Source organism: Halomonas tibetensis (genome assembly GCF_042643535.1).
GTDB lineage: Bacteria > Pseudomonadota > Gammaproteobacteria > Pseudomonadales > Halomonadaceae > Halomonas > Halomonas tibetensis.
In genome coordinates this window covers 276,801-292,831 of record NZ_JBHRSQ010000007.1, presented here as the reverse complement: position 1 = coordinate 292,831, position 16,031 = coordinate 276,801, and the positions used below count along the sequence as shown (strand labels likewise).

General features: G+C 63.9%; 16 protein-coding genes. 8 read left to right on the top strand and 8 right to left on the bottom strand.

Translation table 11 applies throughout. The features are described 5' to 3' along the window. Window positions 1-11 precede the first annotated feature (11 nt). Both ACFODV_RS04200 and ACFODV_RS04195 read right to left on the bottom strand, forming a co-directional pair. The gene (locus ACFODV_RS04200; protein ID WP_290787982.1) at window positions 12-443 is read right to left on the bottom strand and encodes a Na+/H+ antiporter subunit B; all 432 of its coding nucleotides are present in this window, start codon (window positions 441-443) and stop codon (window positions 12-14) included. Continuing rightward, on the bottom strand, window positions 436-2,766 hold the full coding sequence (locus ACFODV_RS04195; RefSeq protein ID WP_379755593.1) for a putative monovalent cation/H+ antiporter subunit A: 2,331 nt from the start codon (window positions 2,764-2,766) through the stop codon (window positions 436-438). The genes ACFODV_RS04200 and ACFODV_RS04195 overlap by 8 nt, the downstream gene beginning before the upstream one ends. Window positions 2,767-3,147: 381 nt before the next feature. On the opposite strand from ACFODV_RS04195, the gene ACFODV_RS04190 reads away from it, so the two are divergent. From ACFODV_RS04190 to ACFODV_RS04165, 6 genes are read left to right on the top strand one after another with little or no spacing between them, the layout of a single operon-like run. Continuing rightward, on the top strand, window positions 3,148-5,958 hold the full coding sequence (locus ACFODV_RS04190) for a monovalent cation/H+ antiporter subunit A (RefSeq protein ID WP_379755089.1): 2,811 nt from the start codon (window positions 3,148-3,150) through the stop codon (window positions 5,956-5,958). Further along, complete coding sequence (locus tag ACFODV_RS04185; RefSeq protein ID WP_379755086.1) at window positions 5,958-6,299, top strand: Na+/H+ antiporter subunit C; 342 nt, start codon at window positions 5,958-5,960, stop codon at window positions 6,297-6,299. The genes ACFODV_RS04190 and ACFODV_RS04185 overlap by 1 nt, the downstream gene beginning before the upstream one ends. Next, complete coding sequence (locus ACFODV_RS04180) at window positions 6,296-7,837, top strand: monovalent cation/H+ antiporter subunit D (RefSeq protein WP_379755083.1); 1,542 nt, start codon at window positions 6,296-6,298, stop codon at window positions 7,835-7,837. The genes ACFODV_RS04185 and ACFODV_RS04180 overlap by 4 nt, the downstream gene beginning before the upstream one ends. Further along, window positions 7,834-8,331 carry a Na+/H+ antiporter subunit E gene (locus ACFODV_RS04175; protein WP_379755080.1) on the top strand — a complete coding sequence of 166 codons (498 nt, stop codon included), beginning with the start codon at window positions 7,834-7,836 and terminating at the stop codon, window positions 8,329-8,331. The genes ACFODV_RS04180 and ACFODV_RS04175 overlap by 4 nt, the downstream gene beginning before the upstream one ends. After that, the gene (locus ACFODV_RS04170) at window positions 8,325-8,594 is read left to right on the top strand and encodes a K+/H+ antiporter subunit F (RefSeq protein WP_379755078.1); all 270 of its coding nucleotides are present in this window, start codon (window positions 8,325-8,327) and stop codon (window positions 8,592-8,594) included. The genes ACFODV_RS04175 and ACFODV_RS04170 overlap by 7 nt, the downstream gene beginning before the upstream one ends. A gap of 10 nt (window positions 8,595-8,604) precedes the next feature. Continuing rightward, on the top strand, window positions 8,605-9,060 hold the full coding sequence (locus ACFODV_RS04165) for a Na+/H+ antiporter subunit G (RefSeq protein WP_379755075.1): 456 nt from the start codon (window positions 8,605-8,607) through the stop codon (window positions 9,058-9,060). Between the two features lie 23 nt (window positions 9,061-9,083). Here ACFODV_RS04165 and hemH read toward each other — a convergent pair whose 3' ends face one another. Further along, window positions 9,084-10,184 (bottom strand): ferrochelatase, encoded by a 1,101-nt coding sequence (gene hemH / locus ACFODV_RS04160; protein ID WP_379755072.1) that lies wholly within the window; start codon window positions 10,182-10,184, stop codon window positions 9,084-9,086. A gap of 124 nt (window positions 10,185-10,308) precedes the next feature. Here hemH and ACFODV_RS04155 point away from each other — a divergent pair, with 124 nt between their 5' ends. Together ACFODV_RS04155 and ACFODV_RS04150 are read left to right on the top strand one after the other, a co-directional pair. Next, window positions 10,309-11,904: a cryptochrome/photolyase family protein gene (locus ACFODV_RS04155; protein WP_379755069.1), complete on the top strand. Its 1,596-nt coding sequence runs from the start codon at window positions 10,309-10,311 to the stop codon at window positions 11,902-11,904. Further along, window positions 11,901-12,296 (top strand): thiol-disulfide oxidoreductase DCC family protein, encoded by a 396-nt coding sequence (locus ACFODV_RS04150; protein WP_379755066.1) that lies wholly within the window; start codon window positions 11,901-11,903, stop codon window positions 12,294-12,296. The genes ACFODV_RS04155 and ACFODV_RS04150 overlap by 4 nt, the downstream gene beginning before the upstream one ends. Window positions 12,297-12,368: 72 nt before the next feature. Here the strand turns inward: ACFODV_RS04150 and ACFODV_RS04145 are convergent, their stop codons facing one another. From ACFODV_RS04145 to ACFODV_RS04125, 5 genes are all read right to left on the bottom strand, one after another. Next, the gene (locus ACFODV_RS04145) at window positions 12,369-12,671 is read right to left on the bottom strand and encodes a DUF6482 family protein (protein WP_379755063.1); all 303 of its coding nucleotides are present in this window, start codon (window positions 12,669-12,671) and stop codon (window positions 12,369-12,371) included. A 119-nt stretch (window positions 12,672-12,790) separates the two neighbouring features. Next, window positions 12,791-13,084: a hypothetical protein gene (locus ACFODV_RS04140; protein ID WP_379755060.1), complete on the bottom strand. Its 294-nt coding sequence runs from the start codon at window positions 13,082-13,084 to the stop codon at window positions 12,791-12,793. Between the two features lie 102 nt (window positions 13,085-13,186). After that, the gene (dnaB, locus tag ACFODV_RS04135) at window positions 13,187-14,575 is read right to left on the bottom strand and encodes a replicative DNA helicase (RefSeq protein WP_379755057.1); all 1,389 of its coding nucleotides are present in this window, start codon (window positions 14,573-14,575) and stop codon (window positions 13,187-13,189) included. Window positions 14,576-14,714: 139 nt separating this feature from the next. Continuing rightward, a complete protein-coding gene (gene rplI / locus ACFODV_RS04130; RefSeq protein ID WP_379755054.1) occupies window positions 14,715-15,161 on the bottom strand; it encodes a 50S ribosomal protein L9 in 447 nt (148 codons plus the stop codon). A gap of 15 nt (window positions 15,162-15,176) precedes the next feature. Continuing rightward, window positions 15,177-16,028, bottom strand: a complete 852-nt coding sequence (locus ACFODV_RS04125) for a hypothetical protein (RefSeq protein ID WP_379755051.1) — start codon at window positions 16,026-16,028, stop codon at window positions 15,177-15,179. Window positions 16,029-16,031 lie beyond the last annotated feature (3 nt).

The window sequence follows — 16,031 nt, the reverse complement described above, 5'->3', positions numbered from 1 at the left end:
GGGCGGCGTTCTCAGGGCTCATCCTTGTCCACCTCCATCAGCGTCATCACCATGGTAAGCACCGAGCCCAGCACGGCCAGGTAGACGCCGATATCGAAGATCAGCGGCGTCGAGGCCTTGAAGTCGATACCGGGGATGGTCCACCACTGGGCCGTGAGAAAGGCTTCGCCCATGAACCAGGCCGGCACGACCGAGATCATGCCCAGCAGCAGCCCCATCCCGATAAGGTCTCGGGGATCGAGCATGCGCAGCACCTCCTTGGTGGCACTGACCCCGAAGGCAAACAGATAGAGGGTGAAGGCGCCAGCCGCGACCAGGCCGGCGATGAAGCCGCCGCCGGGCTCATCGTGACCGCGCAGCAGCAGGAAGATGGAGAACAGCAGCTGCAGCGGCATCAACAGCCGGGCCGCCGTGTTGAGGATGATGGTGCCGGACTTAACCATCGGCGTTCTCCTTGGCCGGGGCGTTCTTCTTCGGCTTCTCCGGGGCGCGCAGCTTGAGCATGGCGAAGACCCCGATGGCGGCCAGGGCCAGCACGAATATCTCACCCAGGGTGTCCAGCGCTCGGTAGTCCACCAGAATCACGTTGACGATGTTGCGCCCATGGGCCAGCGGCGCGCTGTTGGCAATCATGTAGTCGGAGATCGGCACGAACTGGTCGATACTCCAGGAGGTGAGAATCAGCAGGGTGATCAGCCCACCCAGGCTACCGGCCACCGCCACGTCGCGCACACGCTCCAGGGGAGTGGAGAGGCTCGAGAAGCGCGGCAGTCGAAACAGCACCAGCACCAGCAGGATCACCGTCAGGGTCTCCACCAGCAACTGGGTGATGCCCAGATCGGGCGCGCTGAACAGAATAAAGAGCAGCGCGATGGAGAAGCCCATGATGCCCACCGACACCACGGCACCGAGCCGCGAGCGGGAGATGGTGGCAAACAGGGCACCCATCACCATGGTGCCGACCACGACGACCTCGTGGAACTGGACATCCAGAGCAATATGGAACTGGGGCGCGTGGCGCAGCAGCAGCGAATTGCCGATCAGGGCGATCAGGGTAAGGATCATCACCAGGATGTAGTTTCGCATATATCCATTCTGCAGCACCCGGGTCTGCCACTCGGAGACCACCACCACGCCGTCCATCAGGGCATCGTAGCCGGCTTCCGGGCCGCGGGAGAGCAGCGGGTCGAGACGTGCCAACCGCGCCCGGACGCGATCCCAGCGCTTGAACAGCAGATAACCCAGCGCCAGGCTGACCAGCGACATAAGCAGCGGCAAGTTGATGCCGTGCCACAGCGACAGCTTGACCTCAACCGGCGTACCGGCCACCGCCGAGGCCGCCGCGGTCAAGAGCCCGGTCCCTGCCAGCACCGGCAGCAGCCCCAGAACCAGTGAGAGCGCGGCCAGCACCGCCGGCCCCAGGAGCATGGAAGCCGGCGCCTCGTGGGCCACCCGGGGGGTCTGCCGACGCTGCCCGAAGAAGGGTCGCAGCGCCACGATTGCCGCCACGGCGATGGTCAGGATCGCCGCACTGAAGGCCAGCAGGAGGACCAGCCATCCCCAGGCGCTTGCCTCGAGCACCGACTCGAACATCAGTTCCTTGCCGATGAAGCCGAACAGCGGTGGTACCCCCGCCAGTGACAGGGCCGCCACCATGGCCACCACCGCGGTGATCGGCATCAGCGGGCGCAACCCCCCCATGGCGGTGACGTCCTTGGTGCCGGTCTCATGGTCGAGAATGCCGGCCACCATGAACAGTGAGCCCTTGTAGAGGGAGTGGGCCAGCAGGAAAGTGACGAAGGCGATCAACGCCCCCTCGGTTCCGATGCCCAGCAGCATGGTCAGGGTGCCCAGCGCCATGATCGTGGAGTAGGCCAGCAGTTTCTTGATGTTGGTGTGGCGAATGGCCAGGAAGGCGCCGGTGAACATCGTCAGCGCCCCCACCACCGAGAGCGTCACCGTCCACATCTCGGTACCGCCCAGGCTCGGCTGCAATCGCGCCAACAGGTAGATACCCGCCTTGACCATGGTGGCCGAGTGAAGGTAGGCGGAGACCGGCGTGGGTGCCGCCATGGCGTTGGGTAGCCAGAAGTGGAAAGGGAACTGCGCCGACTTGGTGAATGCGCCGAGGAGCAGGCAGATCAGCAGCGGTGTGTAGAGGTCGTGCTCGCGCAGCACATCACCCATGGCATTGAGTTCGCGCAGCGACCAGCTATCCCCGGCCACACCCAGCATCGCCAGCCCCGCCATCAACGCCAACCCCCCCGCCACGGTGACGAAGAGCCCCTGGCGGGCCGATTTACGAGCCTCGAGATCGGTGTGATTGAAGCCGATCAGCAGGTAGGAGGTGATGCTGGTCAACTCCCAGAACACGAACAGGGTGAACAGTCCGTCGGCCAGCACCAGCCCCAGCATGGAGACCATGAAGGCCAGTATCGCCAGGTGAAAGCGCATGAGGTCCGGGTGCCCCTTCAGATAGCCCCCGGCATAGATGAGCACCAGGGTGCCGATCCCCGTAACCAGCAGGGCAAACAGCAGCGATAGCCCGTCGACCACGAAGGTCAGGCTCATGCCCAGGGAAGGCACCCACTCCATGGCGAGGACCAGGGTCTCGCCCGCCATCACCGCCGGCAGCTGACTCAGGAACCACAGCGCCAGCGCCGCCGGGTAAGCGGCGAACACGAAGCTGGCACGATCACCAAACCAGCGATGGAAAAGGGGCGCGAAGGCGGCCAGCACGAACCCCGACAGCACGGCTAATTGCATCACACGACGTTCTCCTGATCTTGATCAGCCGCCCAGCGGTGGGGACGGAGCATGCACGAGCATTCGCCTAATGGATGACGCAGCGCAGCACCCAGCAGCCTTTATAACAATAGTGAAAGCCTATAGACTCACGCCGGCGAGTGGCAAGTAAGGGCGTGACCACACCTTAAACGAAAGGCGGCGTTTTATCATTAGTGAATGATTATCCTGTCGTTTTCGGCGCAACCCTTTGTCGCGCGCCAACGCTTCGACGACGCTGCATCCGTCGATGAAAGACGAGCCAGGCGGTGACGTGCTGCCTGGGCCCCAGCGCACCCCTTTTCCTTCGGTGCCCGGCCTGGCCAACTGCGTCCCCCCGCCATTGCGTGGACGAGCTGACCGATGGCACTTCTGTGGATACCCCTCCTCACCCTACTCGGTGCCCTGGTGCCGGTATTCACATCTCGCTATGGCCGCCGCGCCTGCACCCTTGCCACCCTGATCGCTCCACTGCTCGCGCTGGGCCTGGTGCTGCTCCACGGGCCGGCGGTGATGGACGGTGAAATTGCCCGCTTCTCGCTGACCTGGATGCCACTGCTGGGTCTCGATCTCGCGCTTCGCATCGATGGGCTGACGATGCTGTTTGCCCTGCTGATCCTCGGCATCGGCAGCCTGATCCTTTATTACGCCGGCCACTATCTGAGTGCCGATGAGGATGACGGCCGCTTCCTTTCCTACATGATGCTGTTCATGACCGCCATGATCGGCATCGCCATGGCCGACAACCTGCTTCTGCTGTGGCTGTTCTGGGAGCTGACCAGCATTACCTCATTCCTGCTGATCGGGTTCTGGGGCCACCGCAGCGATGCCCGGCGCGGGGCGCGCATGGCGTTGGCGGTGACCGGCGCCGGCGGCCTGGCGCTGCTGGCAGGCCTGCTGCTGATCGGCCAGACGGTGGGCAGCTTCGACATGAGCGAGGTGCTGGCCGCCGGCGACCTTATCCGCGCCTCGGATCACTACTCGTTGATCCTGGCCCTGGTGCTGTTCGGCGCCTTCACCAAATCCGCCCAGTTCCCCTTTCATTTCTGGCTGCCCCATGCCATGGCCGCTCCCACCCCGGTATCGGCCTTCCTGCACTCGGCCACCATGGTCAAGGCCGGCGTCTTCCTCATGGCGAGATTCACCCCGGCGCTGGGCGATAGCCAACTGTGGGCGGTATCCCTCTCCCTGGTGGGCCTCGCCACCATGCTCTATGCCGCCTGGTTTGCCTTGCTGGAGCGCGATCTCAAGGGCATCCTGGCCTTCTCGACGATAAGCCACCTGGGCCTGATCACTCTGCTGCTGGGTCTGGGCAGCCCGCTGGCCATCGTCGCCGCGGTGTTTCATATCCTCAACCATGCCACCTTCAAGGCGGCGCTCTTCATGAGCGTGGGCATCATCGACCACGAGACCGGCACCCGTGACATCGACCGCCTGGGCGCCCTGTGGTCGATGATGCCGCTTACCGGCACCATGACGATCCTGGCCGGTGCCGCCATGGCCGGCTTCCCGCCCTTCAACGGCTTCCTCTCCAAGGAGATGCTCTTCGAGCAGAGCCTGCTCAACAACGTGCTGGGGGCGTTGAGCGCCCTGATCCCCCTGCTGGTGATGCTGGCGGCCACCCTCTCTGTGGCCTACTCGCTGCGACTCATCTGGAGCCTGTTCTTCGCGGCACCCAAGCTGACCCGTGAGCAGAAGGCCCAGCCGCCGCTCGAGGTGCACGATCCGGCCCGCGGGATGCTGGCACCCGGGCTGTTCCTGGCCGTCATGAGCCTGGCGGTGGGCCTGTTCCCCATGATCCTGGCCGCGCCCCTGGTCAACGCCGCCAGTCTCGCCGTACAGGGGGACACCACGCCGCTGATCGCCCTGTCGCTGTGGCACGGCCTCAACCTTCCGCTGGCCATGAGTCTGGTAGCGGTAGCTGCCGGGGTACTGGTGCTGCGCCAGCACAAGCGGCTGGCCGACATCGCCGCGCTGTTTCCGGCTCGGGATGCCGGACGAATCTTCGAGGCCGCCGTACTGCGGGTGGTCAAGGCGGCCCTGTGGCTCACCCAGCGCCTGGAAAATGGCTCCCTGCAGCGCTACCAGGCGCTGCTCCTGCTGTGCGCCCTGGTCATGGTGGCGGTGGGGCTGGCCAACCTGGATGCCCTGACCGGCCCGCTGGGTCTCCAGCCGGTGGATGCGATGCTGGTGCTGGGGGCGGCGCTGATGGTGTTCGGCGCCATCGGCAGCGCCCTGAGCCACCGCTGGCGGCTGGTCTCGCTGCTGATGCTCTCGGTGGTAGGCCTCACCGTCTCGCTCACCTTCGTGCGCTTCTCCGCCCCCGACCTGGCGCTGACCCAGCTCTCGGTGGAGGTGGTGTCGATGATCCTGTTCATCCTGGCGCTGTTCTTCCTGCCCCAGCGCCCGCCGCTGCTGGTTTCGGGTCGACGCATCCTGCGCGACCTGCTGCTTGCCGTGTCGCTGGGCCTGGTGGTGGCAATGCTCAACTATGCGCTGCTGACCCGTGAAACCATCTCCATTGCCGACTACTTCCTGCGCGAGGCACTTCCCGGAGGCGGCGGCACCAATGTGGTCAACGTCATCCTGGTGGACTTCCGCGGCTTCGACACCCTTGGCGAGATCACCGTATTGACCCTGGCGGGCCTGGCCACCTTCAAGCTGCTCAACCGCATGAAGCTGTTCATGCCGGCGGGCAACGTCGAAGGCGTCCGCTGGTCGCGGCACCGCCACCCGATGATCCTCGCCGTGGTGGCCCAGATTCTGCTGCCCCTGGCACTGCTGGTCTCTGTCTACATCTTCCTGCGCGGCCACAACCAGCCCGGCGGCGGCTTCATTGCCGGCCTGATCACCGCGGTGGCACTGATCCTCCAGTACATGGCCCGAGGCTATGACTGGACACGCGAACGTCTGCCGGTCTCATACCCGGTGGTGGCGGTCTCCGGCCTGGCCATCGCCGTGGCCACCGGGATGGCCAGCTGGCTGTTTGGCTACCCCTTCCTGACCTCTGCCTTCGGTCACTTCTACATCCCGCTGATCGGCGAGATCGAGTTGGCCTCGGCGATGCTCTTCGACCTGGGGGTCTACCTGGCCGTGGTCGGCGCCACACTGATGATCCTGATCAACCTGGGCCGGGTCACCACGATCCACCGCCCGACGCTGGAGGAACGCTGATGGAAGCCCTGTTCTCGCTTGTAGTCGGCGTGCTTACCGCCTGCGGCATCTACCTGCTGCTGCGCGGACGCACCTTCCCGGTCATCGTCGGCCTCGCCCTGCTGGGGTATGCGGTAAACCTTTTCCTCTTTTCCACCGGCGGCCTGCATACCCACGCCGCGGCGGTCATCGGCGAGTCGATCAGCCCGGCCGACCCACTGCCCCAGGCACTGGTGCTCACTGCTATCGTCATCGGCTTCGCCATGACCGCCTTCGTGGTGATCCTGGCGATTCGGGCGCGCAGCGAACTGGGCAGCGACCACGTCGACGGCCAACAGGGTGAGGCGGGAGACGCCAAATGATCCAGCACCTGGTCACCCTGCCGGTCCTGATCCCGATGATCGGCGCCGTGGTCCTGCTGCTGGTCAGCCAGGCCAGTGATTCCCGTCGTCGTCAGTTGAGCATTGCGCTGTGCGTGGCCCAGGTGCTGGTCAGCGCCTGGCTGCTCTCCCGGGCGGCCAGCGGTGAAATGCTCTTCTACGCCCTGGGCAACTGGCAGGCCCCCTTCGGCATCGTGCTGATGCTCGACCGCTTGTCCGCGCTGATGCTCACCCTGACCGCGGTCCTGGCCCTGGGCTGCGTGCTGTTCGCCTGCGCCGGCGAGGATATCAAAGGCAGCAACTTCCACGGCCTCTTCCAGCTGCAGCTGATGGGTCTCAACGGCGCCTTTCTCACCGGCGATCTGTTCAACCTCTTCGTCTTCTTCGAGATCCTGCTGCTGGCCTCCTATGCCCTGCTGATGCATGGCGGCGGCAAGGAGCGCATCGGTGCCGGGCTGCACTACGTGATCCTGAACCTGGCGGGTTCGGCGCTGTTCCTGGTGGCACTCGGCGTGCTCTACGGTGCCACCGGCACCCTCAACATGGCCGACATGGCGCGTCGGGTGGCGGTCATGGACGGCGATCAGACGGCGCTGGTGACCGCCGGCGCTCTGCTGCTGATCGTGGTATTCAGCCTCAAGGCGGCCCTGCTGCCGCTCTATTTCTGGCTGCCACGCACCTACGCTGCTGCCCCGGCACCGGTGGCCGCGCTGTTCGCGATCATGACCAAGGTCGGGCTCTACGCCATCTTGCGCGTACAGTCTCTCATCTTCGGCGACACCCCCGCCGCCGAGGCAATCACCACCTGGCTGTGGTGGTCGGGTCTGGCCACCATCGCCCTGGCCGGCGTGGGCGTGCTCGCCGCACGCGACCTGCGCAACCTGGTGGCCTATCTGGTGCTGGTCTCGGTGGGCACCCTGCTGGCCGGCAAGGCCCTGGGGTCGACCGAGGCGGTCGGCGCCCTGCTCTATTACCTGCCCCACACCACCCTGGCGTGCGGCGCCCTCTATCTGATCGCCGAGCTGATCAGCCAGCAGCGCGGCAAGGCGGGCACACGACTGGTGCGCGGCCGCCGCCTCCATCAGCGCCACCTGCTGGGCGGCATGTTCCTGGTCGCCGCGGTGGCGGTGGCCGGGCTGCCGCCACTGGCCGGCTCCCTGGGCAAGCTGTTGCTGATGCAGGCCGCCGACGGGGCCGCCCGGCTCTGGTTATGGCCGCTGCTGCTGCTGGCCGGGCTGTCCGCCCTGATCGCCATGTCCCGGGCCGGCTCGGTGTTCTTCTGGGCTAGCCACAAGGGTCAGGTGGACAGCGGCCGAGTCACGCGCCCACAGCTTGCCGGTGTGCTCTGGCTGCTGGCCAGCGCGCCGCTGCTGGTGGGCTTCGCCGGCCCGGTCAGCGATTATGCCCGGGCCACCGCCGAACAGCTGGCGGAGCCGCAGGTCGTGATCTTCCGGCTACTCGGCGAGGCGCCTGCCCTGCAGTTCGGCCGGCTCGCCACTGACGAGGGAGAGTCACCATGAAAGCCATGGGTCGCCTGCTGCCCACCCCCACCCTGTCACTGGTGTTACTGGTTGTCTGGCTGCTGCTGGTGCGCAGCATTGCCCCCGGCCAGTTGATCCTCGGTGCCTTCCTGGCGGTGGTCATTCCCCAACTCACCAAAGGCTTCTGGGATCCACTGCCCCGGGTCAGGCATCCCCTCAAGCTGGTCCGGTTCGTGCTCGTGGTGCTCTATGACATCGTCAGGGCCAACATCCAGGTCAGCCTGCTGATCCTGTCGCCAAAGCGCGAACCCCACCCTGGCTTCATCGAATATCCCCTGCAGGTCAAGGAGCCTCTGACCATTACCCTGCTGGCCAACACCGTGACCATGACCCCGGGCACCGTCTCCACCAATGTCCGCCTGGATCGCTCATCGCTGCTGATCCACGTGCTCGACATGGAGGACGAACAGGCGCTGGTGCGCGAGATACATGAGCGCTACGAGCGTCCGCTGAAGGAGATCTTCGAATGCTAGACATCGCGCTGATGATCAGCCTGGGTCTCATCGTCGCGGCCATGGCGATGAATGTCGTGCGCCTGGCCATGGGCCCCGATGTCCCCGATCGCCTGCTGGCCCTGGATACCCTCTACGTCAATTCCATTGCGCTTATCGTGCTGCTGGGGCTATGGCTCAACACCAAGACCTACTTCGAGGCGGCGATACTGATCGCGATGCTGGGGTTCGTCGGCACCATGGCAATCTGTCGCTATCTGCTGCGCGGCGACATCATCGAGTGAGGAAGCAAACATGACCTTCACCCTCTTGGCCGAAGGCGTCGTCGCCCTCCTGCTGGTGGCAGGCGGCGTGTTCGCCTTCACCGGCTCGCTGGGCATGCTGCAGCTCAAGGATTTCTTCATGCGCCTGCACGGCCCGACCAAGGGCACCACCCTGGGAATTGGCTGCATACTGATCGCCTCGATGCTCTATTTCACGGTGACCCAGCGAGAGTTCCACGTGCAGGAACTGCTGATCACCCTGTTCTTGTTCATCACCGCACCGGTGACCGGCCACATGCTGGCCAAGACCGGCCTGCACATGCACCTGCGCTTCATCACCGGCACCCGTGGTTCGCTGCCGGAGCTTCGCGACGAGGACGTGGGACAGAGCCGAGTGGCGCGTCCCGCCAAGGCTCGCCATCCCTGGCGCACACGCCGCAAGTCCCTGCAGATGAAGTCCCGTCGGAAGTCACGCCTGCCCCGCTAGCACCGGGGCAGGACTGACAGCCGTCATGCTCGGGGAGAGACCCAGCCGGACAGCTCGTTGTCGATGATGGCGAGCAGCGCGTCTATATGGTCGTCGCGCTCGTTGAGGCAAGGTACATAGGTGAAAGTCTCGCCGCCGGCTTCGAGGAAGGCATCGCGAATCTCCTCCTCGATCTCCTCCAGGGTCTCCACGCAGTCGGAAGAGAACGCCGGCGAGATCACCGCGATGTGCTTCTTGCCCTGCCGGGCCAGGTCCGCCACATGCTCCACGGTGGCCGGTCCCACCCACTCCTCGGGTCCGAACTTGGACTGAAAGGCGGTCTGGATCGCTTCCTTCTCCCAGCCCAGCGTCTCGCGCAGCAGCCGCGTCGTCTTCTGGCACTGGCAGTGGTAGGGATCTCCCTCCAGCAGATAGCGCTTGGGCACGCCATGGTAGGAAGCGACCAGCACCTCGGGCGGCGTTGCGGCGGCCGTGTAGGCCTCGCGCACAGTGTTGGCCAATGCCTCGATATACTGCGGATGATCGAAGTAGGCAGGCACGGTCCGCAGGGCGGGCTGCCACTTGAGCGTCATCAGGGTGCGGAACGCCTGGTCGTTGGCGGTGGCGGTAGTCGGCGAGGCGTACTGCGGATAAAGCGGGAAGAACAGGATCTTCTCGCAGCCAGCCGTCTGCATGCGCTTGATCACGCTGTCGGTGGAGGGATTGCCGTAGCGCATGCAGAAGTCGACCATTACCTGGTCGCCATACATCGCCTGTAAACCCTCTGCCACCCTGCGGGTCTGTTCTCGGGTGGTGGTCAGCAGCGGGCTCTCGTCCTTCTCGGTGTTCCAGATGCTCCGATAGGCCTCGCCGGACTTGAAGGGCCGCCGCGACAGGATGATCAGCTGCAGCAGCGGCTGCCACTTCCAGTCTGCGTAGTCGACCACTCGCTTGTCGGAGAGGAACTCGCTCAGGTAGCGGCGCATCGACCAGTAGTCGGTGGCATCCGGCGTGCCCAGATTGGCGAGCAGTACGCCCACTCTCGCGCGCGGGACCGGCGGATGGTCACTGTCCGCGTGGGCCAGGCGGCCGCTACCGGGAGAGTTCATGTCGGGGTTGGCCGAGTCCGTGGTCGCGTTGGTCATGGGTTGGCTCCTTGGTCGATGCGCGCGGGGTTTGGTCGAGATCGATCTCTAGTGTATCAGGCCCTCGCGGCGGCGGGCATTAAGTTGTACCATCTATCAAACTTGTACAACTTGAGGCTAGTCCATGTCCCGCCCCCTGGTGTTGGTACTCGGCGACCAGCTCACACTCGACCTGGCCAGCCTGCGCGACCTGCCCGATGGGGCCGTGGTGGCACTCTGCGAGGTGGCCGCGGAAGGCACCTACGTGCCCCATCATCCCCAGAAGATCGCCATGATCCTGGCGGCCATGCGGCACTTCGCCCAGGAACTGCGCGAGCGAGGTTACCGAATTCACTACAGCGCTCTGGACGACACCGACAATGTCCAGGCGCTGATCCCTGAAGCGGAACGCCTGGCCACCCTGTATGGCTGTGACGAGATTCGCACCGTGCGTCCCGGCGAGTGGCGACTTTGGCATGACATTCAGGCGCGCGACATGGCTACCCTGCCCTGGAGGCTGCTGGAGGATGACCGCTTCTTTACCACACCGGACGACTTCGCCGCCTGGGCGAAAGGTCGCAAGTCCCTGCGTCTGGAGTACTTCTATCGTGAGCGGCGTCGTGGCACCGGCCTGCTGATGGAGGATGACAAACCCGCCGGTGGCAAGTGGAACTACGACCACGACAACCGCAAGCCGGTACCTGCCAACCTGGCGGTACCCGAGCCTCCACGTCATGGCCAAGACGCCATCACCCAGGCGGTGCTCGCTCTGGTGGCAGAACACTTCGGCGACCACTTCGGCACCCTGGAGGGTTTCCACTGGCCGGTGACACGGCGCCAGGCGCTGGTGGATCTTCGCCACTTCATCGACCACCTGCTGCCCGACTTCGGCCGCTACCAGGATGCCATCAGCGACAGCGAGCCCTTTCTGTTTCACTCGCGACTCGCCCCGGCGCTCAACATGGGGCTGCTATCGCCCCGAGAGCTGTGCGAAGCTGCCGAGCGTGAATATCTCGAGGGGCGAGCCCCGCTCAATGCGGTGGAAGGGTTTATCCGCCAGATACTGGGTTGGCGGGAGTATGTCCGCGGCCTCTACTGGACGCAGATGCCCGACTACAAGCGCGGCAACGCCCTGGGGGCAAACCAACCGCTTCCTGCCTGCTACTGGAGCGGCGATACCGAGCTGCGCTGCCTGCGGCGAGCCATCGAGATGACCCGAGATAACGCCTATGCCCATCACATCCAAAGGCTGATGGTCACCGGCAACTTCGCCCTGCTCTGCGACGTCTCCCCCGAAGCCCTGGGTGACTGGTATCTGGCCGTCTACGCCGATGCCTACGAGTGGGTGGAGCTGCCCAACGTGCTTGGCATGGTGTTGCACGCCGATGGCGGCTTGATGGGCTCCAAGCCCTACTGTGCTTCGGGCAAGTACATCGATCGCATGTCGGATCACTGCCGGCACTGCCGCTTCGATCCCAAAAAAGTCACCGGTGAGGGCGCCTGCCCCCTCAACAGTCTTTATTGGCACTTTCTTGAGCGTCACGCCGAGACGCTCTCGGCCAACCCGCGCATGAAGCTGATCTACGGCTCCCTTGCCAAGATGAAAGAAGAGAAGCGTGAAGCCATCCGCGACCAGGCCGAACGCTTTCTTGCTAGCCTGCCGCGCACAACCGCCTGGCACGATAACAGTCAGGGACAACGCGACATTCACCTGGCCGGTTACCGTGAGGAGACCCCATGAATCGACGCGACACCCTGCATGCACGCGAACCGGTGACCCTATACCACGACGGCCACTGTCCGCTGTGCCAGAGAGAGGTCGTCTGGCTCTCGCGGCATCCTCGCCGTGAGCGGGTGGCGCTGGTGGATATCCAGGCGGCAGACTTTGACGCTGAAGCAGTGGGCAAAAGTTTCGACGCCATGATGGGTCGGCTTCATCTGCAGGATGGTGGTGGACGCTGGTTCATCGGAATGGATGCCAGCCGCGCGCTGTATGCCGTACTCGGCTATCGGCGGCTGGTATGGTTGAGCTGCATTCCAGGTATCGCACCGCTAATGGATGCAGGGTATCGCTGGTTCGCTCGCCGCCGGCTACGCCTGGGGCGCTGGATAGAAAAGCGGCAGCAAAAATAATCGGGTCACTCGTCCAGTTCGGGACTCACGAGAAACTTGAGCATTGTCGGGAATATATCAACGTGCGTTGACTCAGAATACCAGCGGCATGCGCGAAGAGAGCGGGTCATGGTAGTGCGCCTCGCGACCGATCATCTCGTCGTGGGGCACATGTTGCACCAGATAGGCTCGGTGAATACCGGCACGCTTTAACTCCAGATAGACGTCATCCAATGAACGAAACAATACCGGCTTTCCCTGACGGGTCAGCATGTGGCGCTGTGCCTCGATATCTTCCAGTTCTATCTGATAGAAACGACTGCCGGCATGACCGATGACGCGAATCTCATAGTTATCGTGATGGGCCGCGAAGGCCTTGAGGTCCTTGAATTCCATGGTTCCCTCCGGGGGTTATTGTAAGTGCACTGAGGAACAGTATGGCGCCATCGGATGACGCCACGGTGACGGCAAAGAATAAAATCTATGACCATCGACACGCCGGAGGGTTCCGTAAGTCACTGATAGCTTGAGGGATCGATGGCCTTGCCCAAGGAGTTGCGATCGATCCACTTGCCCGCCTTGGTCTCCTTGTAGCGAAACACCACCAGATCGCCCACCTTCACGGGCAGCTCGTGGTCCTCAGTCTGATAGCTGTAAAGCTCATCTTCCACCACCAGCTGATAACGGTAGAGGTCAGGCATACCCAGCCACTCCTTGAAGGGGCCTTCCCGCTCCAGGGACTGCAGTTCCCCGCGGGCCTGAAGCTTCGGAGTGCGCTGCCGATTGCCGCGCCGAAATCCACCTGCCATGCCATCTCCTCTAATCGGTTTTATATGCCGTGTTACCAGGGGTGGGAATTATAAGGCCCTACTCGCCGGGCTCAAGTCGACTGGATTGCCGAAAGATGTGCCCTACTCACCGAAGGTGTCACCGTAGCTGTCCGGCGCCAGGTCCTCGAAGCGGGTGTACTTGCCGATGAAAGCCATGTGCACCGTGCCGATGGGGCCGTTACGCTGTTTGCCGATGATCAGCTCGGCCAATCCCTGATTGTCGGGGTTGTCCGGGTTATAAACCTCGTCGCGATAGACGAAGGCGATCACGTCTGCATCCTGCTCGATGGCACCCGATTCGCGCAGGTCCGACATCACCGGGCGCTTGTTGGGACGCTGCTCCAGGGAGCGATTGAGCTGAGAGAGACAGACCACCGGACAGTCGAACTCCTTGGCCAGCCCCTTCATTGAGCGGGAGATCTCCGAGATCTCGCCGGTGCGGTTCTCGGAGAAGCCCGGGATCTGCATCAGCTGCAGGTAATCGATCATGATCAGGCCGACGTTGCCGTGCTCGCGCACCAACCGCCGAACCCGCGAGCGCATCTCGTTGGGTGATAGCGCCGCGGTATCGTCGATGAACAGCTGCTTGTCCTTGAGCAGGTTGACCGCCGAGGTGAGTCGCGGCCAGTCCTCGTCCTCCAACTGGCCGGTGCGCACCCGGGTCTGGTCGATGCGCCCCAGGGACGAAAGCATGCGCAGCATCAGCGACTCCGATGGCATCTCCATGGAGAACACCATCACCGGTTTATCGCTGGAAATTACCGCATGCTCCACCACATTCATGGCAAAGGTGGTCTTGCCCATCGAGGGGCGGCCCGCAATGATAACCAGATCAGAGGGCTGCAGGCCCGTGGTCATCTCATCCAGGTCGCGGAACCCGGTAGAGAGACCGGTCATCTGGCCCTGCATGTTGAACAGTTCGTCGATGCGGTCCACCGCCTTGGCCAGCAGCTCGCTCATGCCGATGGGGCCCCCTGACTTGGGGCGCTCCTCACTTATCTGAAAGACCAGGCGCTCGGCCTCGTCTACCAGCTCGTCCGCCGGCCGACCCTGGGGACTGAAGGCGCCGTCAGCTATCTGGCTGGCAGCACGGATCAGCTTGCGCAAGGTGGCCCGCTCGCGAACGATATCGGCGTAGGCGCGGATGTTGCTGGCGGAAGGGGTATTGCGAGCGAGCTCGGCTAGAGTGGCCAGGCCACCCACGGTATCGAGCTGGTCGCGGCCTTCCAGCGCCTCGGAAAGGGTCACGACGTCCAGCGGTCGCCCTCCCTCGGCGAGCCCCGCCATGACGTTGAAGATCAGCCGATGTTCGTAGCGATAGAAGTCGTCGGACACAAGGCGGTCGGCGACGTTGTCCCATGCCTGATTGTCGAGCATCAAGCCGCCCAGCACCGATTGCTCCGCCTCCAGTGAATGGGGCGGCACCTTTAGGGCGGCGGTTTCCTTGTCGTGCACGAGCATTTCTGGCATCGCGGGAGTTCACCCTGAGCATGGCGGGGAAATCATTCTACCCCAGACGGGCAGCGGGCCCCATGGGCCAGCGATGTCCAGACGTGACAAGGGGCGCAGGGATTTCTCCCTGCGCCCCTTGTCAGGCGGTGTCCGGGACTTACTCGGCCACCACCACCACACGCACGGTGGCGTCGACTTCCGCATGCAGCTGCAGGTGGATGTCGTACTCGCCGGTGGCCCGGATCGGGCCTTCCGGCATTTTCACTTCGCTCTTGGCCACATCGAAGCCGGCGGAGGCGATGGCCTCGGCCAGATCGCGGGGACCAATCGAGCCGAACAGCTTGCCCTCATCGCCGGCCTTGGAGACCAGGGAGAGTTCGATCTCGTTGAGCTGAGCAGCACGCGCCTGGGCCTCGGCCTTGCGCTCGGCGGACTGAGCCTCGAGCTCGGCGCGCTGAGCCTGGAACGCCTCGATATTTTCCTTTGAAGCCGGTACGGCTAGGCCGTAGGGCATCAAGTAGTTACGGCCGTAGCCGGGCTTGACGGTTACCTGGTCACCCAGGCCGCCGAGCTTGCCGATATTGTCGAGCAGAATGACTTCCATCTCGTTAACCTCTTGTCAGTTGCGGCTGGCCACACGCCTGCGGAAATCCGCGAAAACGTCGATGAAGGCCAGCAGCAGCACAATCAGAATCATGGGCCAGGTGGTGATCAGCAAAATATAGAAGACAATCAGCCACAGCCCGTTCATCCCTTTCAATCCGATATAACCGTGCACCAGCGCAATGCCAGCCACCAGCAGCGGAATCCACAACAGCATGCCCAAGACCGGAAGACCCAGCACCGCACCGATCACCCCTAGAAACACCAGCACAGCAAGCTCGCGGGGTGTCAGGCGCAGGGCATGAAACTCTTCGCGGAAGCCGCCGGGATTATAGAGTCCCGCCTGCCAGCTGCGCGCGAGCGCCAGGCAGGCTACCGCGGCGATCAGCACGACCAGACCGGTAATGCCGCCGATCAGCACGCCGGCAAGCTGCTCGGTATCGAGCCCCTGGCTGGCCAACTCGCTGAGCAGACGCTCCACCTCGGGCGAACTCTGCCGCAGCTGCTCCAGCATGGGGCCCGCACCGCCCGGTGGCAGGAAGACGCCGAGCTGAATCATTCCGGCACCCACCAGAGCCCCGATGATCATCGCTTCGCCCCAGCGCATGCGGGAGCGCAGTACAATCGCCATCAGGGTAACCAGCAACACGCTGGTTAACGGAATGACGTCGCCCTGGGCCCACCACCAGCCTGCCGGAATTCCTGCCGCCACGATCACCGGCAGCGCTGCCGTAAGACCCCGACGAAGGGTGACGAGTGCCGCGATGGCAGCCCCCATCCAGAACAGCCAGGGAATGAGTGTGGAGAGGGCGGCCCCACCAACGGCGTAGGGAGTGCCCCGCATCATCCAGCGGGCAATTACGAGCATCAC

Coding starts and splice junctions, on each gene's coding strand:
- ACFODV_RS04200 (WP_290787982.1), bottom strand. CDS start 443: ATGGTTAAGTCCGGCACCATCATCCTCAACACGGCGGCCCGGCTGTTG.
- ACFODV_RS04195 (WP_379755593.1), bottom strand. CDS start 2,766: ATGCAATTAGCCGTGCTGTCGGGGTTCGTGCTGGCCGCCTTCGCGCCC.
- ACFODV_RS04190 (WP_379755089.1), top strand. CDS start 3,148: ATGGCACTTCTGTGGATACCCCTCCTCACCCTACTCGGTGCCCTGGTG.
- ACFODV_RS04185 (WP_379755086.1), top strand. CDS start 5,958: ATGGAAGCCCTGTTCTCGCTTGTAGTCGGCGTGCTTACCGCCTGCGGC.
- ACFODV_RS04180 (WP_379755083.1), top strand. CDS start 6,296: ATGATCCAGCACCTGGTCACCCTGCCGGTCCTGATCCCGATGATCGGC.
- ACFODV_RS04175 (WP_379755080.1), top strand. CDS start 7,834: ATGAAAGCCATGGGTCGCCTGCTGCCCACCCCCACCCTGTCACTGGTG.
- ACFODV_RS04170 (WP_379755078.1), top strand. CDS start 8,325: ATGCTAGACATCGCGCTGATGATCAGCCTGGGTCTCATCGTCGCGGCC.
- ACFODV_RS04165 (WP_379755075.1), top strand. CDS start 8,605: ATGACCTTCACCCTCTTGGCCGAAGGCGTCGTCGCCCTCCTGCTGGTG.
- hemH (WP_379755072.1), bottom strand. CDS start 10,184: ATGACCAACGCGACCACGGACTCGGCCAACCCCGACATGAACTCTCCC.
- ACFODV_RS04155 (WP_379755069.1), top strand. CDS start 10,309: ATGTCCCGCCCCCTGGTGTTGGTACTCGGCGACCAGCTCACACTCGAC.
- ACFODV_RS04150 (WP_379755066.1), top strand. CDS start 11,901: ATGAATCGACGCGACACCCTGCATGCACGCGAACCGGTGACCCTATAC.
- ACFODV_RS04145 (WP_379755063.1), bottom strand. CDS start 12,671: ATGGAATTCAAGGACCTCAAGGCCTTCGCGGCCCATCACGATAACTAT.
- ACFODV_RS04140 (WP_379755060.1), bottom strand. CDS start 13,084: ATGGCAGGTGGATTTCGGCGCGGCAATCGGCAGCGCACTCCGAAGCTT.
- dnaB (WP_379755057.1), bottom strand. CDS start 14,575: ATGCCAGAAATGCTCGTGCACGACAAGGAAACCGCCGCCCTAAAGGTG.
- rplI (WP_379755054.1), bottom strand. CDS start 15,161: ATGGAAGTCATTCTGCTCGACAATATCGGCAAGCTCGGCGGCCTGGGT.
- ACFODV_RS04125 (WP_379755051.1), bottom strand. CDS start 16,028: ATGCTCGTAATTGCCCGCTGGATGATGCGGGGCACTCCCTACGCCGTT.